Here is a 23,850-nt window from a genome sequence, read left to right as displayed (position 1 = left end):
GGCTGGCAGCTTGCGTTGCGGCCGATGGCGACGATGTCGCGCCAGAAAGCTCCCGTTTGCGCCATGCCTTCAGGCAGCGGTTGATTATGTGGTCTCATAGGGCTGTCAAGAAGCGGCCCATGGTATGGTGGGTGCTTACATCGTGTCACATCATGCGGCGCCGGGCCTGGAGGCCTGACAGCTCGCATGGCGGTTGACAAGGGAAAGGACCGGATATGACCAATTCCGAGATTTACCGCCGCACGCTGCGGTTCTCCATCATGAGGCTCGTCCGCAACATCGTGGGCGTCGTCGCGCTCGTTGCGGTGCCGCTCGCGGCGTTCGTCGCCGTCGGCATGGCGGGGCTTGACGAGGGCATCCAGGCCGCGGCCGCGGGCCTCGCCTTCCTCGTCGTGCTGATCGCCTTCGCTGTGATCGTGCACTTCGGTGGCTACCTGCTCATCGCCGGCCAAGTTGCCATGATCACGAAGGGTGTGGCCGAGGGCAGCCTGCCCGACGATGTCTACGCCGAGGGCAAACGCGCCGTGAAGCGCAACTTCGCTCGCGCGGCTGCGTTCTACGGCATCTGGAACATCACCAAAGCCATCACCAACGAGATCTCCTCCGGCATGAACGCGCTGGCGCGCGCGGCCGACGGCGAGAACACCACCGGTCCGGCCTCCATCATCGCGGGTATCGTTTCGGCCGTTGTCGGCGTGGTGCTGGAGCACCTCAACTACTGCAGCCTGGGCTGGGTCTTCCTGCACGAGGGCCAGTCCGCGTTCAAGAGCACCTGCGACGGTGCTGTCATCTACTTCCAGAACTGGAAGACCCTCATGAAGAACGCCGGCAAGGTCATCCTCGTCACGCTCATCTCGCTCGCCATCATCGGAGGCGCGTTCTTCGGCGTGGCCTATCTGCTTCTCGGCGGCATCGAGCCTCTGACCAGCGTCCTGTCCGAGATCGACGCCGCCGCCACGCTCGAGGACGGCACCGCTGTGCCCGCCGGCACCTCGCTGATCGTGCTGTGCGGCATCATCGCGCTCGTGCTCTGGAGCGGCGTCCACGGCGCCTTCATCAAGCCTTACCTGCTCGTCTCCGTCATGCGCCGCTACATCGAGGCCGGCCGCGGCAGCACCCCGCAGGTCGATGTGTACGAGAAGCTCTCCGGCATGTCCAAGGGCTTCAAGAAGGCGCTCGGCAAGGCCCAGGGCGAGGCGCCGGCGACGGCATAGCCCCCAGGTGAATCCTGCAGACATCGTTTTGTAACCCCGCGTTCGGAGTTCAGCTCCGAACGCGGGGTTTTCGCATGCGACTCGCGGGGTGCCCGCACTAGCAGCCGAGCGCCCGCTCGATGAGGTCGCGCCCGCGCAGCTTGTCGATCCAGACATGCGGGATGGCCTCCATTCCGTAGACGATGCCGGCAAGTCCGCCGGCTACAGCGGCGACGGTATCGGTGTCGTCGCCCAGATTGACCGCGGCGAGCACGCACGCGCGGTAGCTTTCCGTGGTGGCAAGGCACCAGAGCGCGGCCTCCAGGGTGTCGACCGCGTATCCGCTGGACCTGATCTGCTCGCACTCGAGGCTCGCGATCTCGGGCAGGCGGCCGAAGGGCGCTTCCGTGTCGGCGATGCGTGCGATCGCTTCGGGAACCGTCGCGCCGGCGGCGAGGTCGCGCGCCACATGGACGTAGGTCGCGCAGGCCCGACAGGCCACGGGGTGCGCATGCGTGATGGCAGATACCTGCGCGATCTCGCTATCGTTCGCCTCGGTAAAGGCCAGAGGGAGCATGCGCATGAGCGATCCGTTGCCGCAGTCATGCTCGCCGTCGAGGCCGTGCCCCGCTTCCAGGGCGCGCCGCGTGGTGATGCCGACATCGAAGATCGTGCCGTCGATGGCGTAGACCCCGCGCTCGAGCCACGCGAGAAACCTTGACCGCATGTCATCCGCATCGATTGCCCCCTGTTTGGCGCGAAGGCTCTCGCAGGTCGCAAGGGTCATCGAGGTGTCGTCCGAAAACGTTCCCGCCAGCTGGCCGTGGAAGCCGCCGCCGATCGGTTCCGCGGCTCGAAAGGTATCGCGCGCATGGAACTCATAGGGAACCCCCAGCGCATCTCCGACGGCAAGGCCGTATACGGCGTCTCTCATCTTGGTGTTCATGTGCCGCTCCCGTCCTGCTGCAATCTGCAGCACGCTTTTGTTTGATAGCCATAGCCTATGTGCGCGGCGCATGCTGCAGGTCAACAGCGAGGGGACATATAGGCAGCGCTTTCGGTTTCGTTACGGGGCCGTACGACGTGCGGTGCCCTGCGCGGAGCGCGGCTACAATGGACCCGTTGGCATTTGCGCACGGCAGACGGCGAAGAGGAAGGGCGGACGCATGGGCGCTTCTCGCATCAAGCTCATCATGACCGATATCGACAACACGATCATGCCGGCGGGCACGCATGAGGTGTCGGTGCGCACGGTTGCTGCGTTCCATGCGGCGCTCGATGCGGGCATCGCCATCGGGCCGGCGAGCGGCCGTGGCCGCGTGCAGCTGGCTCCGTTTTTCCGGGGCGATGCGGCCTGCTTTGCGACGGCTGTGGCCACGAACGGTCTCGAGGTCTACTGTGCGGACGAGAAGATCGGCGAGTACCGGCTGCCGGTCGATTGCCTGGCGCGGACGGCCGAGATGGTGCGCTCGATTCCGGAGGCTGGCCTGCTGTGGTTCGACGGGGCGCAGCCCTATCTGGTGGCGGGCGACCGCGCGGTGCTGGATCGTATCGTGCCCGCCTACGCCCGTGCGTGCGTTCCCACCGATGAGCTGCCCGAGGCACCCATCCTCAAGGCGAACGCGTTCATCGACGGCGACATGGCGGCAACGGAGGCCTTCGTGGCGCGGCTGAACGCCGAGGTCGATGGGCTGGACTTTGATATTCCCATGCTGGGGTACGCAAACATCATGCCCGCCGGGCGCAACAAGGGCAGCGCGATCGAGACGCTCTGCGCGCATCTGGGCATCGGACTCGACGAGGTCGTGGTGTTTGGCGATGCCGGCAACGACCTCACGATGTTCAACGTCGTGGAACATGCGGTCGCCGTCGGCAACGCGACGCCCGAGGCGGCTGCCGCGGCGCGCTGGCATATCGGCGCCTGCGCGGATGACGCCGTGGCGGTTGCGATCGAGGCGCTTGCGGCGGGAGAGTGGCCCTTCGAGCGGTAGGGGCCGCCGCCCTGCTGCCTGGCGGGGCGATTTCGGTCCTTTAGCTGGCGCGGGTGACCGATTTCGCTCGGGCCGACAAGTTATGAAGGCCGTTTTCAGCGAATCTTTTCCGACAGGCTGGGCAGACGCGTCTTTTCGCATGTGTCGTTACCGTAAAACAGCAGGTCAACGCATTGGCGTAAACCGGCACAGTGCCGTCTACCGGAGCGAGCCAATGAGATTCGCTGAAAACGGGCTTCATACCTTTTCGCCCTGCGCTTTGCTGCGCTGAAACGGTCGAACAATACGTATTCCGTGGGTCTGCGAGGGGGTCGGCGCGCGTCCGATGTGCCGCCGGGCACGCGGGCCGCCTACATCGGGACGGTCGAGAACTGCCAGATGCACAATGCGACGAAGGCGATGACGACCACGACGGTCAGGATGTCGGCGGCACGGCGCGGCATGCGGGCGAGCGACTGCTCGGAGGCGGGGTACAGCACCCAGACGTATACGCTGGCAAGCAGGGCGAAGAGGATGTCGTTCGGCAGCCACGCCTGCCCCAGGATGTTGAGCGGCAGGTCGGAGTTGTCCCAGAGCGGGTAGACGCCGTTCGCGTCGGGTGCGTTGATGATCATCCCGCAGCCCGCCTCCATCACGATGCAGGCGATGAGCGCAAGCACGTAAAACGTCGCGGCGGCATGCCCGCGCGAGACGCTTTGGGCCCAGATCCAATCCCGCAGGGGAATGAGGAACACGCCGACAATCAGCACGGCGAAGCCGTAGGCGAGATACGGGTAGAACGGGTATTCCCAGATGACGGAGAACTCGCCCACGATGCCGAAGTTCTCCTCCATGAACAGGCTGTAGGGGATCTCGAGCCAGTGGCACACCACGCTGTAGACGCAGAAGTACAGCGCGTGGTTGCGCCAGAACTCCCAGGTCTTCAGGCGCGCGATATGCCGTTCGATGACGGTCGATCGCAGGTCCAACGGGATCTCCTTTCCGGGCATCGAGTTGCTTGCGCGGACAGCCTTGTCAGTCAAGGAGGCCCATGAAGATGTCGGTGCTGCCGCCGCTGGAGATGCCGGGCGCCACGACGTTGATGAAGTACAGGAAGACCAGCACCGCGAAGCCGACCGCGACGGCGACGAACAGCGTGTTCATGGCATCCGATGAGAGCCGCGAGAAAAGGGTCTCCAAGCCGGGGTAGATCACCCAGGTCATGAGCGTGGCCACGAGACCGAACGCCACGCCGTTTTGCAGGCAGACTTGACCCATGAAATTGCAGAACATGTCGCGGTAGTCCCACAGCGGGAGGCTGCCGTCGGGCAGGGGCTGGTTGAGCATGAGGCCCATGACGAGCTCGATGCCCGTGCACACGAGGCCGTTGGCGACGAAGCTGATAAGGAGCGGCGCCACCGTTCCGCGCAGGTGCTTCTGCAGCAGCGTCTTGAGCGGGTAGAGCAAAAGCACGCAGGCGACGGCGCCGAAGCCGTAGACGGGGAAGGGATAGAGCCAGTCGCTCCAGATCTGCGAGTTGGGGTCGTAGATACCGGGCAGGATGCCAAAGCGGATAAAGGTGCAGTAGCCCGCCTCGAGCCAGTGGCCGACCACGCTGAACACGCAGAAGTACATGATGAGGTTGCGCCAGAAGCCCCAGGTGCGCGGACGGTAGAACTCGGCCTCGCGCTGGCCGTCGGCGCGGGTCGACTCGAGGGTGAACGGCTCGACGAGCTGGGCCCTTACGCGCTTCGACGTGGCGAAATAGGCGATAAGGACGATGTCGACGATCGAGAGGATCACCTGGTCGATCGGGTTGAAGGTGCCGGTCACCATGTTGTAGATGCTGCCCGACACGATGTTGAACGCGCAGCAGCCGATGATGACGGCGCGGGTGATGCTCGCGCGGCGCCAGATGAGCCAGAAGAAGATGCCGTTGAACACGAGGTTCACGTAGTCGAGGATATCGGAGTACTCCATCGCGTGGCTGTCTTTGATCCAAAAGACCGTGACCGCCAGCGTGATCATGATGTTGAAGGCCAAAAGGACCTGGATGATCCTGAGAAATCCGAGCCGATGGGTATCTGAATAGTCCGTCTGCACTGTCGTCTCCTATGCGTTCGCGGGCGCCGTCGGGTGGCGCATCTCGACCAATTATAGGGGGCGTGCGCGCACAGGGCGGCGGAGCCGGAATCAATTGGTGCCACATCGGGCTGATTGGAGGCTGAATGTTCCGCCGCGCCCGGCTTGCCCTTATACTCCAAAGTGAACGGTGACGGCGGGGAGGAGCCCGCCGGTTGCGCGTCTCGGGCAATGCCCGTCAGCGCGGTAAGGAGGACATCATGGCAGCTCAGGTTGATATCAAGCAGGCACTGGCCGCTCTGAAGGAGCATCCGGAAGTGCTCGAGGGCATCGCTTCGATGGATGCGGCGGCGCTCGTCGATGCGGCGGGCTCCCTCGGTATCGAGCTCGACTCCGGGGTTGCGGGCAAGATCGTCGAGCTCGTCCAGCAGGCGAGCGGCGGCGCGGCGGGCGAGATCGACGACAATGCTCTCGCGGGCGTGACCGGCGGCATCGCCTGGGGCGAGGTCATCGACAAGTTCCTCGACGAAATGCTGTAAGGTCGGCGGTAGGGCCGGGGCCCCACGAAAGGCGTCCGCACCGCAAGCGATATCGGAATAAACGGGAGGCGCGGCGGCTCTGCGTGAGCCGCCGCGCCTCCCGTTTGAGTTGATGGGTTCGGATTAGCCGTCCCGCTGGCTGTCGGCGAGCGCCTTCGCCTCGTCCAGATAGCTGTAGAAGCTGTACTTGGATATACCGAAGAACTCGCAGGCCTTCTGGCTCGACTTGCTGATGAGAAACGCTCCGCGGCGGTCCAGGTAGCCGATGGCGCGCACGCGCTCCTCCTTGGTCATGAGGGCCGCGGGCTTGCCGACGACCTGCTCGCACTCGCTGAACAGGTCGTCGAGCAGATCGCCGATGTTCTTGGCGATGGGTTCGGGCTCGTTTTGCTCGCCGGTGCCGATAAGCAGCGACAGCGTGCTGGAAAACGCCGTCATGATCGTGATGTCGAAGTTGATGGCCAGGATGCCGCAGGGCCAGCCCGCGTCATCGCGGATGAAGATGGTGCTGGACTTCAGCAGCTTGCCGTCGGCCGTTTTGGTGAGGTAGGGGGGACGGTCCTCGATCTTTCCCCGCTCGTCGTCGTGCAGGGCCTCGAGGACGACGTGGCTGGGGCCATCGCCCAGATGGCGGCCCGATACGTGGCCGTTTTCGATCGCGACGATGGAATGGTCGAGATCTTCAGCCTCCAGATCGTGGACGACGATCTCGCAATTGGGGCCGAATTGAAGCGCCAGGCCCTTGGCGAGGCGGCGATAGAACTCAATCTGCGCAGGTGACATAGAAGCCTCCTTCCAAACTTTTTGTTAGGTATATCCTGACACAAGACCAGTACCGACACAAATAGCCGCAGAATATACCGTTTACCGGCCAATTCCGACCGTTTATGAAACCTGACAATCTGTATGGACTTTGCTCTGAGCCATGTGGTAAAACTAGGGCAGCAAAACTTTTTGTTTGGTGTTCAGATAAAAGTTCAGCCCATACGGACAGAACAGCCAGACGGGCGAGCGCGTATCCGAAGCACCGGCAAAGCGAGGCAAAAGGAGAGAACAAAAGCATGGCCGATCAGATCAAATGGGTTGCGAACAATATGCCCAAGAGCGATGACGCTCATCTGGGCATCATGTCGCTCGACCACGTCGCCGCCGCCCGCGCGTTCCACGAGAGCTTCCCGCAGTACAGCGTGACGCCGCTCGCCAAGCTCGACGCGCTCGCGAGCGACCTGGGCCTCGCGAACCTCGCCGTCAAGGACGAGAGCTACCGCTTCGGCCTGAACGCGTTCAAGGTGCTCGGCGGCTCCTTCGCTATGGCGAGCTATATCGCCGAGAAGACCGGCAAGCCCGTGTCCGACATGACCTACGACTACCTCACGAGCGATGAGCTCGCCCGCGACTTCGGCCAGGCCACGTTCTTCACCGCCACCGACGGCAACCACGGCCGCGGCGTGGCGTGGGCCGCGAACAAGCTCGGCCAGAAGGCCGTCGTCCACATGCCCAAGGGTTCCGTGAAGAGCCGCTTCGACAACATCGCCGCCGAGGGCGCTGAGGTGACCATCGAGGAGGTCAACTACGACGAGTGCGTCCGTATGGCCGCCGCCGAGGCCGAGGCCTGCGAGAACGGCGTCATCGTTCAGGACACCGCCTGGGAGGGCTACGAGGATATCCCCAGTTGGATCATGGAGGGCTACGGCACCATGGCCTCCGAGGCGGCAGAGCAGTACGCCGCCGCCGGCGTCGAGCGCCCCACGCACGTCTTCGTGCAGGCAGGCGTGGGCAGCCTTGCGGGCGCCGTGGTGGGCTACTTCGCGAACCTGTTCCCCGACAACCCGCCCACCTTCGTGGTCATGGAGGCCGACGAGGCCGCGTGCCTGTACAAGGGTGCTGTGGCTGGTGATGGCGAGCCCCGCATCGTGGACGGCGACATGCCCACGATCATGGCCGGCCTCGCATGCGGCGAGCCCAACATCTTGGGTTGGGACATCCTGCGCAACCACGTGAGCGTGTTCGTGGCCTGCCCCAACTGGGTTGCCGCCAAGGGCATGCGCGTCCTGGGCGCCCCGCTGGCGAACGACCCCCGCGTGATCTCCGGCGAGTCCGGCGCGGTGGGCACGGGCCTCATCACGACCCTCATGGAGTCCGATGAGTACGCCGACCTCCGCGAGGCCATCGGCCTGACCGACCAGAGCTCCGTCCTGCTGTTCTCCACCGAGGGCGACACCGATCCGGTCAACTACCGCAAGGTCGTCTGGGACGGTGCCTATCCCGCGGAGTAGCAGATACCGCAAGCGACACACCTTCTGTTTACCACCATCCAAAGAGAGGATTTGAGCCACATGACCACCGAACTCGATTTCGACGCTATCAAGCAGGCTGCCGCTGCCTACGGTCCCGACATGACCGCCTTTCTGCGCGCCATGATCAGCCATCCGTCCGAGTCCTGCGAGGAGGGCGAGGTCGTCGCCTGCATCAAGGCCGAGATGGAGAAGCTGGGCTTCGACAAGGTTGAGGTCGACGGCCTCGGCAACGTCATCGGCTGGATGGGCGAGGGCGACAAGATTATCGCCATCGACTCCCACATCGATACCGTTGGCGTCGGCAACCGCGACAACTGGACCCACGATCCCTATGAGGGCTACGAGGACGACGAGGTCATCTACGGCCGCGGCGGCTCCGACCAGGAGGGCGGCATGGCGTCGGCCACCTACGCTGCCAAGATGATGAAGGACATGGGTCTCATCCCCGAGGGCTACAAGATCATGGTCGTCGGCTCCGTCCAGGAGGAGGACTGCGACGGCATGTGCTGGCAGTACATCGTCAACAAGTACTTCGACGGCCCCGAGGACGCCCGCGAGAAGATCGAGTTCGTGATCTCCACCGAGCCCACCGACGGCGGCATCTACCGTGGTCACCGCGGTCGCATGGAGATCCGCGTCGACGTCCACGGCATCTCCTGCCACGGCTCCGCGCCCGACCGCGGCGACAACGCCATCTACAAGATGGCCGACATCATCGCCGACGTCCGCTCGCTCAACAATAACGGCTGCGACGAGTCCACCGACATCAAGGGTCTCGTGAAGATGCTCGACCCCAAGTACAACCCCGAGCACTACATGGACGCCCGCTTCCTGGGCCGCGGCACCTGCACCGTCTCCCAGATCTTCTACACCAGCCCCTCCCGCTGCGCCGTCGCCGACTCCTGCGCGATCTCCATCGACCGCCGCATGACCGCCGGCGAGACCTGGGACTCCTGCCTGCAGGAGATCCGCGATCTGCCCGCCGTCAAGAAGTACGGCGAGGACGTCGAGGTCTCCATGTACATGTACGACCGTCCGAGCTGGAAGGGCACCGTCTACGAGACCGAGGCCTACTTCCCGACCTGGATCAACGCCGAGAACGCCGCCCACGTGCAGGCGCTCGTCGACGCGCACCACGCCCTGTACGGCGATGAGCGCATCGGCGTCGAGCAGTCCATGGACAAGCGCGCCGGCCGTCCGCTGACCGACAAGTGGACCTTCTCCACCAACTGCGTGTCCATCCAGGGTCGCTACGGCATCCCCTGCGTTGGCTTCGGCCCGGGCGCCGAGAGCCAGGCTCACGCCCCCAACGAGGTCACCTACAAGCAGGACCTCGTGACCTGCGCCGCGCTCTACACCGCCGCGCTCAACCTCTACGATCCGTCCAAGAAGACCGGCGACGTCACCGTGTTCCGCGCCGGCACCACGGATAACGACATCCAGTAGTCCGTCTCGATTTTCCCGTTCCCGTCAAGCGAGCGAGGTCCGCGCGGGTTTTCTCCCATGCTTTACCGCGCGGACTCCCGCTTGGTCGGGGCCTGCCTTTTGGCCTGAGCGCCGCTGCGCGCAGGCTGCAACCCGTATACCAGCCTCCCCGCCGGGGCGGCGTATAACAAGAGAGGAACCATCATGGCCAAGACCTTCAATGAGCTGCTCGAGGATCTGTCCGGTCTCGATTACGCCGGCATGTACAACAGCGACTTCCTGCACACCTGGGACAAGAGCACCGACGAGCTGAAGGCCCTCTACGCCGTCGCCGCCGCCCTGCGCGACCTGCGCGAGCGCAATATCTCCTCCCGCGTGTTCGACTCCGGCCTCGCCGTCTCGCTGTTCCGCGACAACTCCACCCGCACCCGCTTCTCGTTCTCCAAGGCCACGAACCTGCTCGGCCTTGAGCTCCAGGACCTCGACGAGAAGAAGTCCCAGATCGCCCACGGCGAGACCGTCCGCGAGACCGCCACGATGATCTCCTTCATGGCCGACGTCATCGGCATCCGCGACGACATGTACATCGGCGCCGGCGACGCCTACATGGCCGAGGTCGCCGAGTCCGTCGACGAGGCCTTCAAGGACGGCGTGCTCGATCATCGCCCGACGCTCATCTCGCTGCAGTCCGACTCCGATCACCCCACGCAGTCCTCTGCTGACATGCTCTACCTCATCGAGGAGTTCGGCGGCCTTGAGAACCTGCGCGGCAAGAAGGTTGCCGTGACCTGGGCCTACTCGCCCTCCTACGGCAAGCCGCTGTCCTGCCCGCAGTCGCTCATCACCCTGCTGCCCCGCTTCGGCGTCGACGTGACCCTCGCTCATCCCGAGGGCTACGACCTCATGCCCGACCTGGTCGAGAAGGCCAAGGGCTACGCCGCCGAGTCCGGCGCCACCTTCAAGCAGGTCGGCACCATGGCCGAGGCCTTCGAGGGCGCCGACATCGTCATCCCCAAGAGCTGGGCGCCGTACGCCGCCATGGAGAAGCGCACGAAGCTTTACGCCGAGGGCGACGACGCCGGTATCGCCGCGCTCGAGAAGGAGCTGCTGGCCCAGAACGCCACCCACATGGATTGGTGCTCCACGCGCGAGCTCATGGCCAAGACCGCTCACGGCGACGACACCATCTTCATGCACCCGCTGCCCGCCGACATCTCCGGCGTCTCCTGCGAGCACGGCGAGGTCATGGCTGACGTCTTCGACATGCACCGCGTGGGCATGTACAAGGAGGCCAGCTACAAGCCCTACGCCATCGCTGCCATGATCTTCCTGCAGAAGTGCAAGAACCCGGTGGAGACCCTGCGCGCCCTCGAGGCCGCCGCGACTCCGCGCTGGAATCAGCTTTAGCGGGTTCCGCGGTTCTACCGAACCGCGGAACTGGTCGACGCTGCGCGGCTGTCTGGCGGGCACCTCGCCTTTCAATCGTCGGGCATGGCCAGAAGGCCTATGCCCTCCTCTTTCAAGGCGATCTGCCTCGCCAGCCAGCCGCTCGCTGACTGAGTACTCGACCTATGAGGGTTTTTCGCTTGGGTTTTCTCGGGCCGTCAGTTGCTCGTTGGCTGAGTGCTCGACCTATGAGGGTTTTCATGACAGTTAGGACGTGTTCCAGTGTCATGCTTTTGCCCTCGCTCAGATGGTGACAGGTAGGACGTGCTCCCGTGTCATGGTTTTGACCGCAGGATCGGGTCCCGGCGTCGCCAAGTCTGAAAACATGGCAGTGGGCCCCGTCCTAACTGTCATATATGTCCTCTCTTCATGTGACGGCAGCGCCCGGATGGCGTCGGATGGCCCCGGGCGCTGCCGCCGTTCTATCTCGATTCACTGAAAGGCGGTATCGCTCATGTCCCGTCGCATCGTCGTCGCCCTCGGCGGCAACGCCCTCGGCTCCAACCTTCCCGAGCAGATGGCTGCCGTGAAGATCACGGCCCGCGCCATCGTCGACCTCATCCAGGACGGCAACGAGGTCATCATCGTCCACGGCAACGGCCCGCAGGTGGGCATGATCGCCAACGCCATGGCCGAGCTCACCCGCTCCGACCCCGAGAAGTACATCCCGTGCCCGCTTTCGGTCTGCGGCGCCATGAGCCAGGGCTACATCGGCTACGACCTGCAGAACGCTCTGCGCGAGGAGATGCTCGACCGCGGCATGGACAAGGGCGTCGCCACGGTGCTGACCCAGATCCAGGTCGACCCGAACGACCCGGCGTTCGAGAATCCCACCAAGCCCATCGGCCCCTTCATGAGCGAGGCCGAGGCCACCGAGCTCACGCGCGACCGCGGCTACGAGTTCATGCACGACGAGAAGAAGGGCTACCGTCGCGTCGTGGCGAGTCCCAAGCCCGTGTCGATCGTGGAGCTCTCCACCATCGAGGCGCTCGTGGCGGCCAACCACGTCGTCGTCTGCTGCGGGGGTGGCGGTATCCCCGTGATGCCCACCGATGGCCATCACCTCAAGGGCGCGGCGGCCGTCATCGACAAGGACTTCGCCGCCGAGAAGCTCGCCGAGCAGCTCGATGCCGACTCGCTCGTGATCCTCACCGCGGTGGAGAAGGTCGCTGTGGGCTTCGGCACCGACCACGAGGAGTGGCTCGACACCCTCACGCCCGAGCGCGCGGCGGAGCTGGGCGAGGCCGGTGAGTTCGGCACCGGCTCGATGCTGCCCAAGGTCCAGGCTGCCGCGGCGTTCGTCGAGAGCAAGGAGGGCCGCACCTCGCTCATCACCCTGCTCGAGAAGGCCGCAGACGGCCTGGCGGGCAAGACGGGCACCACGATCGCCCGCGCATAGAGACACGCTCTCCTTCCACAGGGATGCCCCGTGCAGGCGGGGCATCCCCTTTGCTATGGTGGTGATGAGTGCAAAGGGGAGACGACCAACAGGCGAGAGGAGCGGCGATGGAGCTCGGATGCGTGGTCATGGCCTGCGGCCAGGGCAAGCGGTTCACCGCTGCGGGCGGCGATGGAGATAAGCTGCTCGCCGACCTTGCGGGCATGCCCCTGATCGTCCACACGGTCGCCTCGGTGCCGAGCGATATCTACGAGGTCGTGCTCAGCGTGCGCAGCCAGTGGGTCGGCGCCGCGGTCGGTCTAGCGTCGCTTTCGGCAGCCCCCGTCTACCACGGGGCCGCCTACCCGCCGCGCAGCATCGCCCTGCGCGGAGCGCTCGCCTACGGCATCGACCGATGGGATGGCTGCCTGTTCCTGCCGGGTGACCAGCCCCTGGTGAGCGATGCGAGCTTCCGGGCGCTTGCCGACGCCTTCGCGGCGGACCCGACACGGGCCTACCGTCTGTCGTGGCAAGGGACCCCGGGAAGCCCGGTGCTGTTCCCGAGATCCTGCTTTTCCGCCCTCATGGCGCTCACCGGCTCCGAGGGCGGCGGCGAGGTCCTGCGCCGGGGCAACGTGCCGGTTTCGCTCGTGGAGGCGCGCGATGCCGCCGAGCTCTGGGATATCGACACGCCCGAGGACCTCGACCGCGCGGCGCGCTATCTGGTAGGGGAGTGAGTGCCGTCTGCGCCATGCGAAACAGCTGATGCCGGCGTTCGGTACCGCCGCGCCCGCGGCGCTGCCGAGCATCGACATCAGAGGTTTTGCGAAAGCGATACGCAAGGAGGCGCATTCGTATGATCATCATCAAAGGCGGCGCGCTTGTGACGCCCGAGGGCCTGCGGCGCGGCGACATCGCCCTCGACGGGGGCAAGATCGCTGCCATCGAGGCGCATATCGAGCCCGCGGCGGGCGATACGGTGGAGGATGCGACGGGCTGCTGGGTCTTCCCCGGATTCATCGACGCGCACACCCACCTGCAGTGCTGGACGGGTATGGATTGGACGGCCGACAGCTTCGAGACGGGTACCCGCGCGGCTGCCTGCGGCGGCACCACCACGATCGTGGACTACGCCACGGCCGACCGCGGCGTGACCATGGACGAGGCACTCTCCGAATGGCATCGCCGTGCCGACGGCACCTGCACCGCGAACTACGGCTTTCACATGGCGATCGCCGAGTGGGGGCCCGACGGCCCCGCCCAGATGCGCCGGATGCGCGAGGCGGGCGTGAGCTCGTTCAAGACCTATCTTGCCTACGACCACCTGAAGCTGACCGATGCCGAGACGCTGCAGTGCCTCGAGTGCGTGCGCGACCTCGACGCGGTCCTCTGCGTGCATTGCGAGAACGGCGATGTGGTCAACGAGCTGCAGCGCGAGGTGCTCGCCGCCGGCATCACCGGTCCGGAAGGCCACCCGCTGTCGCGTCCCGCCGAGGCGGAGGCCGATGCGGTCTCGCGCCTGCTGTACCTGGCGAGTATCGCCGGCGCCAAGGTGAACGTCGTGCACCTCTCGACCGCGCTCGGGCTCGAGGCCATCCGCGCGGCGCGCGCCCGCGGCCAGCAGGGCATCTTCGTCGAGACCTGCCCCCAGTACCTCACGCTCGACGACACGCGCTACCTCGAGACGGGCGATGACGGTTTCGCGGGCGCCAAGTACGTCATGAGCCCGCCGCTGCGCAAGCCCGCCGACCGCACGGCCCTGCGCGGGGCCGTGGTGGCAGGCGAGGTCGATTCCATCGCCACCGACCACTGCTCGTTCAACCTGCACGGGCAAAAGGACCGCGGCCGCGACGACTTCACCAAGATCCCCAACGGCGGGCCGGGTATCGAGCATCGTCCCGCCGTGATGGCGACGACCTTCGAGGGCCAGCTCGGGCCGGTGGAGCTCATGCGCCTCATGAGCGAGGGGCCGGCGCGCGTCTTCGGCATGTGGCCGCGCAAGGGCAGACTGGCCGTGGGCGCCGACGCGGACGTGTGCGTGTGGGATCCCGCCGCGCGCTGGACGATCTCGGCCGCAACGCAGCAGCAGGCTGTGGACTACACGCCCTACGAGGGCATGGAGGCGCACGGTCGCGCGCATCTGGTGTATGTGAACGGCGTGCTCGCCGCGCGCGACGGCGCGCCGACGGGGGAGCGCCCCGGCACCTACGTCAGCCGGTAGAGCGCGTCCTCGCGGAGGCTGCCGGCGATGATCGGGCAGCCGATGGCCGGTGCGAGCGCGCGGGCGAGGGCCTCGGCCTGCTCGCGCGCCTCGTCGGTCTCCGTCTGGTTCACCACGACGAGGTCGCCCGGCAGCCCGACGAGCCCCTCCGAGACGATGCCCGCGGCGATGAGCTCGGGCGTGGCGAGGTCCGATTGCGCAGCGCCGGTGAGCTGGCAGAACAGCTGCGGCCGGTGGACGACGTCGTAGATGGGCAGGCCGAAGCCGCGTGCCCCGACGATATACACCACGCGGGCGCATGCGGCGGGAATCTGCGGCTCGCGCTCGTCGTGCGCCTTGAAGGGTTTGCCGCGCGAGCCGTCCGCCTCCACGAGGACGTGGTCGGCGCGCTCCGCGAGCTCCTCCCAGGGTTCGCGCGGCGCGGTGAGCTTGCCGGTCGATTCCTCGAGCACGCCCGTCTGGGTGAGCAGAATCCCGGGCTTCGCCTCTGCCAGGAAGGGCACGCCGCTTGCGGGGAACATATGCGTCGAGGTCGCGAGGACCGTGCGCAGCCCCCGCCCGGCAAGGCTGCGGCCCACGCGCGCGAGGAAGGTGGACTTTCCGCCGCCTCCGATCACCGCGGTGATGCCGGGCGTCTGCCGGATGATATCGATGAGGTCGACGGGCTCGTACATGGCGTTCCTTTCGCATCGGCCGGCCGCGGAGCGCACGCCGGGATCCGGTTTACGATTCGGACGCGCGCATCGGCAGATGGATGCACGCCATCTTGATAGTACTATCCGGACGGGCGGCGCGCACCGGCCTCACCGTTCATGTGAGGGGCGGGTTCGCGCCCGCCGTTTTGGGGGAGAAGGTACATGATGCCGTGCGCAGCGGGCGCGCGGCGCTGAGAGGATGATGCTGACATGCTGATATATATGCGCGGCGCGGGGGACATCGCGACGGGTATCGCCCTTCGCCTCCATCGCGCGGGGATGGACGTGGTCATGGCGGATATCGACGCGCCCACGTGTATCCGTCGCACCGTCGCGTTCTCCGAGGCCATTCGCTGTGACGCGACCCAGGTGGAGGACGTCTGGGCGCGGCGCGCGGACACGGTCGATCAGGCGCGCGCCGTGATGGCATCCGGCGACGTTGCCGTCATGGTCGATCCCGAGGCCGCGCTCGTGGACGCCTTCGCGCCCGATGCGGTCGTCGATGCGATTCTGGCCAAGCGCAACCTCGGCACGCGTATCGACATGGCGCCGTGCGTGATCGGCGTCGGCCCCGGGTTCACGGCAGGGGAGGACTGCCACGCCGCCGTCGAGACGAAGCGCGGCCACTACCTGGGGCGCGTGCTGTACGAGGGATCCCCGATCGCGAACACCGGCATCCCCGGGATCATCGGCGGCGTGGGTGCCGAGCGCGTGCTGCGCGCGCCTGCCGACGGGCCCTTCGAGTGCGTGCGCGCCATCGGCGATACCGTGCGCGCCGGCGAGGTCGTCGGCCGCGTGGCGGGCGAGTCCATGCTGGCCACGATCGACGGCGTGCTGCGCGGCCTGCTCGCCCCGGGCGTACCCGCGCATGCGGGCATGAAGGCCGGCGACATCGACCCGCGCGGCGACGCGTCGTTTTGCCTGACCGTGTCCGACAAGGCGTCCGCGGTGGGCGGCGGCGTGCTCGAGGCGCTGCTTCACTTCGCGCACTAGAATGGCACGGCCGTCCGTTGCGGGCGGCTGCGCGATAGAGATTGAAGGTTTGCGATGAACAAGATTGAGATCGTCGAACGGATGCTCGCGGCGCTCGACGCGGGCGAGCAGGCCGAGCTGGTCGTGGTCACCGGCTCGCACGGCTCGGCGCCGCGTTCCGCGGGCGCCTGGATGGCCGTGTTCGCCGACGGCTCGTTTTGCGGGACGGTGGGTGGCGGCCGCGTCGAGGACCTTGCCCTTGCCGAGGCGTCCGAGCTGCTCGCGGCGGGAAAGAGCCGCACGGTCCGCTACACCCTGGGTGGCAAGAAGAGCGACACCGGCATGATCTGCGGCGGCGCGGTCGACCTGTGCTACGCGCTGGTGGATGATTCCGTGCGCGCCGCGCTCGAGCAGGAGCGAGACGTGCTCAAAGACCGCGGCGAGGGCGTTCTGGCGATCGATCTGGCCCTGCTGGGGGACGACGTCGCCGGTGCGGCCGCCCACGGTGCCGAGTCGGCGCGCACGGCGGCAGGCCCGCTCGCCTGGGCGGTCGAGCACCCGCTGAACCAGATGGACCTGCGCGCAGGGGTGAGCGGGGGGCGCTACCTCGAGCCCATCTGCCCGGAGGGCTTCACCTATATCTTCGGCTGCGGCCACGTGGGCCGCGCGTGCGCAGGCGCGCTCGCCGCGGCGGGTTTCGCGGTCATCGCGTGCGACGACCGCCCCGAGATGCTCGAGGCGGATCTTCTGCCCGCGGCGGCTGACCGTCGTCTTGTGGATTACGACGATCTGGCGGCGACCTGCGCGATCGGCCCGCGCGACCTCGTGGTGTCCGCCACCTCCGGCCACGGCAGCGATTACGCCGTCGTGTCGCAGGCGCTTGCGGCGCATCCCTCGTACCTGGGCTGCTTGGGCAGCAGGAAGAAAACCGCCTTCGTGCGCGGCAAGCTCGCCGAGGAGGGCTTCGCGCCCGAGGACATCGAGCACATCCACATGCCGATCGGCGTGCCCATCCACGCCGAGACTCCCGAGGAGATCGCGGTGAGCATCGTCGCCGAGCTGATTTCGCATCGGCGCACGGTCCTGCTGCCGCGCCCCCATTAGGGCGGCTGCCTGACCGCGCCCCGCATGTGCATTGCTTGCGCATGCGGGGCGTCTTCATGACGAGTGGGTTTCAAAAGGTTCCATAGGGGCTATCATTGCCGGGTTCATGTCATGCGCATACGAAAGGTTCCGCTATGGAATTCGTGATCTTGTACCTGCTCATCAACATCGGCATCGGCGCCCTGGCGTGCTTTGCCGGCAAGCGCCTGTTCTACATCGCGCTCGGCGCCCTGGTGTTTCTGGGCGTGCTGAACATCGGCCTTTCGACGAACGACGGATCTGCGGTGTCGATCGTCATCGCCGTCGTGCTCGGCATCGTGGCGGCGCTGCTCTCCAAGTACGTCTACAAGGCCGGCGTCTTCATCGCCGGTGCCCTGGCGGGTGCCGCGCTCGGCTTTCTGATCGGCATGCTGATGCCGCAGCAGGCCGGCGACTACCTGGGCGTCGTCATGGCGGTCGTCGCGCTGCTCTGCGGCCTAGCCGCGCTGCGCTGGTGCGACCTGTTCGTCCGCCTGGGCACCGCCTACGCGGGCGCGACGTTCATCGGCTCCAACCTCATGGCCGCCGTGCTCGCATTCGGCCAGCTCGTCGAGCACGCCGTCCCCGGCGACGTGACGGCGACCTTCGACGCCCTGTCCGCCTATATCGGCGGCGACTTCACGGCCGAGTTCGGCACCGCCGTGCTCGTCGCCACGGTCGTGTTCACCATCGCCGGCCTCGTCGTGCAGGGCCTCTCGCGCGATTAGCGCGCAAGGCACATATCGAGCCGACCAGAGCCGATCTGACGCTGCACCGCCCCCGAGAGCCTTTGCTTGCGGGGGCGTTTTTCGTTGCCCGTGAAAGTTTGGTGCCTGTCCCCAAACTTTCATGGGGCAGTACAATGGCTTCAACGAGACGTTTCGGCGCGACGGGAGATGGCATGTACTGCACGAGATGCGGGGCGCAGATGCCCGAGGGGACCAATTTCTGCACGGCATGCGGAGCGCCGATGGTCGGTGCCACGGATCCCGCTGCGCCGGCGGCGCCTTCTGCTCCGGCGAAGGCGCCTGCTGCCGATTCGCCCGCGCCATCCCGTCCGTCGAGGATGCCGCTTGTCGTCGCGGGCATCGCGGTTGCCGCGATCGTCTGCATCGGCATCGCGGCGGTCGCGACCTCGGGTTTCGGCCTGCTCGGCCAGAAGGGTGCCGACACCGCCCCGGTGGCGGCCGAGGCGGAAGACGACGACCGCGGCGAGGGCTCCGACGATGCCGACGATCCCGCACCGATTGCCGATGAACAGGACGAAACGACCACCGAGGCACCCGCGGCGGCGCCGGATGCCGAGGGCACCCAGGACGCGCCGCGCGAGCCCAGCGCCATCGCGGTCGATCTGGGCAACCAGGGTGACCGCGAGGTCGTCAACTGCTTCATCACGAACTTCTCCGAGGTGAACGAGGGCCTGTCGGCGCAGAGCTCTTACTCGCGCGAAGATCCGCTCGACCACGACACGATCGTCGAGATGCTCGTGTTCGTGGAGCGCCATATGAACGGCAACGCCAACCCGTATCTGGAGGAGGTCGGGTCGAGCGACCCGATGGCGGCGGCGGGCTATCAGTTCCGCTGCGAGGCGAGCTATATGTGCGAGCTCGTCTATAAGTACTTCGGCGTGGGTATCGATATCGGGGACCTGCCCTACGAGCGCGGCGCGGGCGGCCGCGGCGCCGTGTCGGGCAGCTGGTTCTACTACGCGTATGGATCCGACGCGTGGTTCGCGAGCCAGGGCGTGGCGAACGTCACGTCGCTCACCGATCTGGGCGGTAACCTGTACGACGTCTCCTTCGACGTGTACCGCCCGGCGGGAAACCTCGCGCCCGCCGACATCCTGCTGCGCGTGTACGGCTGGCCCCTGAGCGAGATGCTCGAGGCGGTCGGCGCGGGGTCGTCGCCCATCTACAGCGGCACGGCGACGATCGAGGCGTATCTCGACGAGGGAGAGCTCGCGTTTCGCCTGTACCGGATGAACTGAGGTAAGCTATCGAAAAACGGCTCGCCTGGCGCCCGGCACCCGGAGGCATCGACGATGGGGGTTCCATGTATTGCGTGAATTGCGGCGCGCGAATGCCCGAGGGCACGCGCTATTGCACGAAATGCGGCACGGCCCTGCCCGTGGGGCCCGATGCGAACAACGAGGTCCACGCGCCCTACGAGGCCGACCTCCCGCGGCCCGCGGCGAACCGGGCAGCGCCCGCTCAGCAGCCTGAGACCTCACCTCAGACCGCGACGCGCATCATGCCCCGTGTCGCGCCCACGTCCCGCCCCGAGGACACCTGCCCGCAGCCCGCAGCGGCGGGGGAGGCCCCCGGCAAGCGCCGCGGGGCCACGGCCCCCATCGTGGTGACCGTCGTGCTCGCGGCGGTCGTCGGACTTGGCATCACGGCTGCCCTGACCTCGGGCTTTGGCCTGCTGTCGCGCCCGGAGCCTGCTGCGGACGAGCCCGTGGCGGAGGCTCCCGCGGCAGAAGAGGAGCCCGAGGAGCCCGAGGAGGAGGCGCCGGCCGAGAGCGCCATCAAGCTCACGCTCGAGAACGCGGACGACCGCGAGGCCATCGGCACCTTCATCAGCAACTTCACCGAGGTGGGGCAGGGGCTCACGGCCCAAAGCACCTACGAGCGCACTGGCACGCCCGATGCGGACACGATCACGAACATGCTGCTGTACTTCGAGTACCACATGAACGGCAACGCCAACCAGAACGTGGAGGTCATCACCGCCGACGACCCCATGGCGCAGCAGGGCTACGCCTACCGCGTCGACGTGAACTACCTGATCGAGTACTTCGTCAAGCACTTCGACCTGACCGTGACGGCCGACCAGCTGCACTACGAGCTCTCGAGCGGCAACAAGGGCACGGTCGAGGGCGACTGGTTCTACTACGCGACCCCGATCGAGTACTGGCAGAGCATGGGCGTGCCCTACGTGACCTCGCTTGCCGATACGGGCGACAACCGCTACGAGGTGACCTTCGACGTCTACATGCCCGCCGAGGGCACGCAGCCGGTGAACGTGCTGCTGCGCGTGTACGGCTGGCCGCTCGAGGACATGCTCGACGAGCTCGGCTGCGACCACACGCCCATCTACAGCGCCTCGGCGACTATCGAAGCCTACCTGAACGACGAGGGCGAGGTCGCCTTCCATCTGCTCCGCATGAACTGACGTGAAAATACCCCAGGGGTTTTTTCACGTGCTGTCGCGAAATGTGGATTTCCGCCACGGATAAGGTTTTCATGGCATTCGCGGCCGCGACGGCGTATCATACCGACTCGTATTGCCCGGCTCCTGTCGGTTTATCGTCATGCCGCTACGCCATAGGCGGCCTGCACGCGACAGGAGGCACGAGGACAGCGAAGCGCAAGGCCGCGCATACCGGCCGCCAAGCGCCGAGCACCGCCCCGTGCTTAAAACCCCAAAGGAGTGAACATGGCAGAGGAGAAGTACGTCCCGCGTCTGAAGGCCAAGTACAACGACGAGGTCAAGCAGCTCATGCAGGACAAGTTCCAGTACAAGAATGTCATGATGATCCCGAAATTCGAGAAGATCGTCGTGAACATGGGCGTCGGCGAGGCCGCGACCGATTCCAAGGCCATCGAGGGCGCCGTGCGCGACCTTCGCGTCATCACCGGCCAGCAGCCCATGGTGACCCGTGCCCGCAAGTCCATCGCTTCCTTCCACCTGCGCGCCGGCATGCCGATCGGCGCCAAGGTCACCCTGCGCGGCGACCGCATGTGGGAGTTCTTCGATCGCCTGACCTCCGTGGCCATCCCCCGTATCCGCGACTTCCGCGGCATCTCCCCCAAGAGCTTCGACGGCCGTGGTAACTTCTCCATGGGCGTCACCGAGCAGCTCATCTTCCCCGAGGTCGACTTCGACTCCGTCGATCGCACCCGCGGTATGGACATCACCATCGTGACGACCGCGAAGACCGACGAGGAGGCCAAGGCCCTTCTCGACGCCTTCGGGTTCCCGTTCAAGAAATAGGTTCATCTGCCCCGGCTCCGGGCGGCGCGCAACCGGCGGGCCGCCCGTCCGGCGCTTTGATACATGTATGTGAGGAGGAAATAAGTGGCTAAGACATCGATGATCGTCAAGCAGCAGCGCAAGCAGAAGTTCTCGACGCGTGAGTACACGCGTTGCCAGCGTTGCGGCCGTCCGCACTCTGTGTACCGCAAGTTCGGCCTGTGCCGTGTCTGCTTCCGCGAGCTCGCGCTCAAGGGCGAACTTCCCGGCATCAAGAAGGCCAGCTGGTAAGTCACTGCCAGCGCAGGCGGATTCGATCCGCTCTGCACGGAAGATCGTGTCAGCCGGCTTGTCCGCTATGGGTGGATGAGAACCGCTGGCACAGGTTCATCAAGAACGAAGGAGAATCTGCATGAACGTCACTGACCCGATCGCAGATATGCTTACGCGCATTCGCAACGCGAATTCTGCGAACAAGGCCGAGGTCTCCATGCCGAGCAGCAAGAAGCTCGTGGAGATCGCGCGCGTCATCTACGAGGAGGGCTACATCGCCGGTTACACCGTCGAGGACACCGAGCCCCAGAAGACCCTCCACATCACCCTCAAGTACGGTCCCAAGAAGCAGAAGGTCATCAACGGCATCAAGCGCATCTCCAAGCCTGGTCTGCGCAAGTACGCCGGCGTCGCCGACCTGCCCCGCGTCCGCGGTGGCCTTGGTACCGCCATCGTCTCCACCAGCCGCGGCGTCATGACCGACCGCGATGCCCGCACCACGGGCGTCGGCGGCGAGATCATCGCGTTCGTTTGGTAACGGTTACGGCGAGTAGAAGGAAAGGATACACCCGTGTCTCGTATCGGTAATAAGCCTGTCCAGATTCCCGCCGGAGTCGAAGTGGCAGTCAACGGCACCCATGTCGCCGTCAAGGGCCCCAAGGGCACCCTTGAGAACGATTTCTATGAGAAGCTCAGCATCAACGTCGAGGACGGCGTTCTGACCGTCTCCCGCGCTGACGACGAGCGTGAGACCCGCGCTATGCACGGCCTCACCCGCGCCCTCATCCACAACATGGTCGTGGGCGTTTCCGAGGGCTTCACCAAGTCCCTCGAGCTCGCCGGCGTCGGTTACCGTGTCGCCCTCAAGGGCAACACCCTGGACCTCTCGCTCGGCTATTCGCACCCGGTGACCTACGATGCCCCCGAGGGCATCACCTTCGAGGTGCCCGACAACACGCACATCCACGTGAAGGGCATCAGCAAGCAGCAGGTCGGCCAGGTTGCCGCCGAGATTCGCTCCAAGCGTCCGCCTGAGCCCTACAAGGGCAAGGGCATCCACTACGTGGGCGAGCACATCCGTCGCAAGCTCGGTAAGGCCGCCAAGTAGTAGGCGCTCAGCGCTTCGTCCAAGACCAGTACCCCGTCAGGTGCTGGCACATGACTTCGAAGGAGTTTTCCATGGATAAGCATAAGGCGAAGCTGGCGGGCCTCAAGCGCCGTCAGCGTCGCGTCCGCGGCAAGATCTTCGGTACGCCCGAGCGTCCGCGTCTCCGCGTCACCCGCACCAACGCCAACATCTACGCTCAGATCGTCGACGACACCAAGGGCCACACCCTGGTTTCCGCCTCGACGCTCGAGAAGGAGTTCGAGGGCATGACCACCTCGAACAAGGAGGCTGCCGAGAAGGTCGGTAAGCTCGTGGGCGAGCGCGCCCTCGAGGCCGGCATCACGGCGGTCACCTTCGACCGTGGCGGCCGCATCTATCACGGCCGTGTTAAGGCCCTCGCCGATGGCGCCCGCGCCGCCGGCCTGCAGTTCTAGGAGGTAAGTAGCTATGGCTCGTAATCAAAAGCAGCAGCGCGAGGCCTCCGAGTTCGAGGAGCGCGTCGTTTTCATCAACCGTGTGTCCAAGACCGTCAAGGGCGGTCGCCGCATGTCGCTCGTGGCCCTCGTGGTCGTCGGCGACGGCAAGGGCAACGTCGGCCTGGGCATGGGCAAGTCCGCTGAGGTGCCCCTGGCCATCTCCAAGGCTTCGCTCGACGCCAAGAAGAACATGTTCCATGTTCCCGTGACCGAGGAGGGCACCATCCCGCACGAGGTCATCGGTCACTTCGGTGCCGGCCGCATCATCATCAAGCCCGCTGTCGAGGGTACCGGCGTCATCGCCGGTGGCGCCGTGCGCCCCCTCTTCGAGCTCGCCGGCATCAAGAACGTCCTGTCCAAGTCCCTGGGTACCGACAACGGCCTCAACATCATCAAGGCCGCTGCCGAGGGCCTGAAGGAGCTCTCCAGCCCCGAGGATGTCGCTTCCCGTCGCGGCCTCACCGTTTCCCAGCTGTTTGTCGGGAAGGAGAAGTAGGCATGGCCACCATCAAGATTAAGCAGGTCCGCAGCATCAACGGCTGCAAGGAGGACCAGAAGAGGACCGTCCGCGCCCTCGGTCTGCATCGCATCCGCGAGGTTCGCGAGATCACCGACAACGAGAGCGTTCGCGGCATGATCTTCAAGGTCAAGCACCTTGTCGAGATTGTAGAGGAGTAG

At 65.9% G+C, this 23,850-nt stretch carries 26 protein-coding genes; 21 read left to right on the top strand and 5 right to left on the bottom strand.

The annotated features are described in order from the left end of the window. Nucleotides 1–215 precede the first annotated feature (215 nt). Complete coding sequence (locus H6A16_RS03105; protein ID WP_204616025.1) at nt 216–1,214, top strand: hypothetical protein; 999 nt, start codon at nt 216–218, stop codon at nt 1,212–1,214. A gap of 97 nt (nt 1,215–1,311) precedes the next feature. On the opposite strand, the gene H6A16_RS03100 is transcribed toward H6A16_RS03105, so the two are convergent. After that, a complete protein-coding gene (locus tag H6A16_RS03100) occupies nt 1,312–2,139 on the bottom strand; it encodes an ADP-ribosylglycohydrolase family protein (protein WP_204616023.1) in 828 nt (275 codons plus the stop codon). Between the two features lie 220 nt (nt 2,140–2,359). Here H6A16_RS03100 and H6A16_RS03095 point away from each other — a divergent pair, with 220 nt between their 5' ends. Then, nucleotides 2,360–3,184, top strand: a complete 825-nt coding sequence (locus tag H6A16_RS03095; RefSeq protein ID WP_204616021.1) for an HAD family hydrolase — start codon at nt 2,360–2,362, stop codon at nt 3,182–3,184. A gap of 350 nt (nt 3,185–3,534) precedes the next feature. On the opposite strand, the gene H6A16_RS03090 is transcribed toward H6A16_RS03095, so the two are convergent. Continuing rightward, nucleotides 3,535–4,152 carry a putative ABC transporter permease gene (locus tag H6A16_RS03090; protein WP_204616019.1) on the bottom strand — a complete coding sequence of 206 codons (618 nt, stop codon included), beginning with the start codon at nt 4,150–4,152 and terminating at the stop codon, nt 3,535–3,537. 46 nt (nt 4,153–4,198) lie between these two features. Further along, on the bottom strand, nt 4,199–5,266 hold the full coding sequence (locus tag H6A16_RS10970; RefSeq protein WP_204616016.1) for a putative ABC transporter permease: 1,068 nt from the start codon (nt 5,264–5,266) through the stop codon (nt 4,199–4,201). A gap of 239 nt (nt 5,267–5,505) precedes the next feature. On the opposite strand from H6A16_RS10970, the gene H6A16_RS03080 reads away from it, so the two are divergent. After that, entirely contained in the window at nt 5,506–5,784 is a 279-nt protein-coding gene (locus H6A16_RS03080; RefSeq protein ID WP_204616014.1) for a hypothetical protein, read from the top strand. A gap of 123 nt (nt 5,785–5,907) precedes the next feature. Here H6A16_RS03080 and H6A16_RS03075 read toward each other — a convergent pair whose 3' ends face one another. Next, nucleotides 5,908–6,567, bottom strand: a complete 660-nt coding sequence (locus H6A16_RS03075) for a helix-turn-helix transcriptional regulator (RefSeq protein WP_204616011.1) — start codon at nt 6,565–6,567, stop codon at nt 5,908–5,910. A 278-nt stretch (nt 6,568–6,845) separates the two neighbouring features. Between H6A16_RS03075 and dpaL the strand changes: the two genes are divergently transcribed. From dpaL to hydA, 6 genes are all read left to right on the top strand, one after another. After that, nucleotides 6,846–8,060 (top strand): diaminopropionate ammonia-lyase, encoded by a 1,215-nt coding sequence (gene dpaL / locus H6A16_RS03070; protein ID WP_204616009.1) that lies wholly within the window; start codon nt 6,846–6,848, stop codon nt 8,058–8,060. A gap of 60 nt (nt 8,061–8,120) precedes the next feature. Further along, nucleotides 8,121–9,527, top strand: coding sequence for a YgeY family selenium metabolism-linked hydrolase (locus H6A16_RS03065; RefSeq protein WP_204616007.1), 1,407 nt, complete (start codon nt 8,121–8,123; stop codon nt 9,525–9,527). A 183-nt stretch (nt 9,528–9,710) separates the two neighbouring features. Then, on the top strand, nt 9,711–10,913 hold the full coding sequence (ygeW, locus tag H6A16_RS03060) for a knotted carbamoyltransferase YgeW (RefSeq protein WP_204616006.1): 1,203 nt from the start codon (nt 9,711–9,713) through the stop codon (nt 10,911–10,913). Between the two features lie 493 nt (nt 10,914–11,406). Continuing rightward, nucleotides 11,407–12,351: a carbamate kinase gene (arcC, locus tag H6A16_RS03055; protein WP_204616005.1), complete on the top strand. Its 945-nt coding sequence runs from the start codon at nt 11,407–11,409 to the stop codon at nt 12,349–12,351. 107 nt (nt 12,352–12,458) lie between these two features. Then, a complete protein-coding gene (locus H6A16_RS03050) occupies nt 12,459–13,067 on the top strand; it encodes a nucleotidyltransferase family protein (protein WP_204616004.1) in 609 nt (202 codons plus the stop codon). Between the two features lie 119 nt (nt 13,068–13,186). Continuing rightward, nucleotides 13,187–14,551 (top strand): dihydropyrimidinase, encoded by a 1,365-nt coding sequence (gene hydA, locus H6A16_RS03045; protein WP_204616003.1) that lies wholly within the window; start codon nt 13,187–13,189, stop codon nt 14,549–14,551. Here the strand turns inward: hydA and yqeC are convergent. After that, a complete protein-coding gene (yqeC, locus tag H6A16_RS03040; protein WP_204616002.1) occupies nt 14,536–15,225 on the bottom strand; it encodes a selenium cofactor biosynthesis protein YqeC in 690 nt (229 codons plus the stop codon). The two genes, hydA and yqeC, sit on opposite strands and share 16 nt — an antisense overlap. A gap of 231 nt (nt 15,226–15,456) precedes the next feature. On the opposite strand from yqeC, the gene yqeB reads away from it, so the two are divergent. From yqeB to rpmD, 12 genes are all read left to right on the top strand, one after another. Beyond that, nucleotides 15,457–16,239: a selenium-dependent molybdenum cofactor biosynthesis protein YqeB gene (yqeB, locus tag H6A16_RS03035; protein ID WP_204616000.1), complete on the top strand. Its 783-nt coding sequence runs from the start codon at nt 15,457–15,459 to the stop codon at nt 16,237–16,239. A 54-nt stretch (nt 16,240–16,293) separates the two neighbouring features. Continuing rightward, on the top strand, nt 16,294–17,322 hold the full coding sequence (locus H6A16_RS03030; RefSeq protein ID WP_204615998.1) for an XdhC family protein: 1,029 nt from the start codon (nt 16,294–16,296) through the stop codon (nt 17,320–17,322). Nucleotides 17,323–17,456: 134 nt separating this feature from the next. Further along, nucleotides 17,457–18,068, top strand: a complete 612-nt coding sequence (locus tag H6A16_RS03025; protein WP_204615996.1) for a DUF4203 domain-containing protein — start codon at nt 17,457–17,459, stop codon at nt 18,066–18,068. A 173-nt stretch (nt 18,069–18,241) separates the two neighbouring features. Continuing rightward, a complete protein-coding gene (locus H6A16_RS03020; RefSeq protein WP_204615994.1) occupies nt 18,242–19,327 on the top strand; it encodes a zinc ribbon domain-containing protein in 1,086 nt (361 codons plus the stop codon). Between the two features lie 65 nt (nt 19,328–19,392). After that, nucleotides 19,393–20,514: a zinc ribbon domain-containing protein gene (locus H6A16_RS03015; RefSeq protein WP_204615992.1), complete on the top strand. Its 1,122-nt coding sequence runs from the start codon at nt 19,393–19,395 to the stop codon at nt 20,512–20,514. Between the two features lie 264 nt (nt 20,515–20,778). Then, complete coding sequence (gene rplE / locus H6A16_RS03010) at nt 20,779–21,336, top strand: 50S ribosomal protein L5 (protein ID WP_204615990.1); 558 nt, start codon at nt 20,779–20,781, stop codon at nt 21,334–21,336. Nucleotides 21,337–21,420: 84 nt separating this feature from the next. Beyond that, entirely contained in the window at nt 21,421–21,606 is a 186-nt protein-coding gene (locus H6A16_RS03005; RefSeq protein WP_087205372.1) for a type Z 30S ribosomal protein S14, read from the top strand. Between the two features lie 121 nt (nt 21,607–21,727). Beyond that, entirely contained in the window at nt 21,728–22,126 is a 399-nt protein-coding gene (gene rpsH / locus H6A16_RS03000; RefSeq protein ID WP_204615988.1) for a 30S ribosomal protein S8, read from the top strand. 33 nt (nt 22,127–22,159) lie between these two features. Beyond that, nucleotides 22,160–22,696, top strand: a complete 537-nt coding sequence (rplF, locus tag H6A16_RS02995) for a 50S ribosomal protein L6 (RefSeq protein WP_204615986.1) — start codon at nt 22,160–22,162, stop codon at nt 22,694–22,696. Between the two features lie 71 nt (nt 22,697–22,767). Next, complete coding sequence (rplR, locus tag H6A16_RS02990; RefSeq protein WP_204615984.1) at nt 22,768–23,130, top strand: 50S ribosomal protein L18; 363 nt, start codon at nt 22,768–22,770, stop codon at nt 23,128–23,130. A 13-nt stretch (nt 23,131–23,143) separates the two neighbouring features. Beyond that, the gene (gene rpsE, locus H6A16_RS02985; RefSeq protein ID WP_204615982.1) at nt 23,144–23,668 is read left to right on the top strand and encodes a 30S ribosomal protein S5; all 525 of its coding nucleotides are present in this window, start codon (nt 23,144–23,146) and stop codon (nt 23,666–23,668) included. A gap of 2 nt (nt 23,669–23,670) precedes the next feature. Continuing rightward, complete coding sequence (rpmD, locus tag H6A16_RS02980) at nt 23,671–23,850, top strand: 50S ribosomal protein L30 (protein ID WP_204615979.1); 180 nt, start codon at nt 23,671–23,673, stop codon at nt 23,848–23,850.

The organism is Collinsella tanakaei, from assembly GCF_016900375.1.
GTDB lineage: Bacteria > Actinomycetota > Coriobacteriia > Coriobacteriales > Coriobacteriaceae > Collinsella.
Note: the sequence above shows the minus strand (reverse complement) of the source record. Positions and strands in the feature narration are given on the sequence as shown.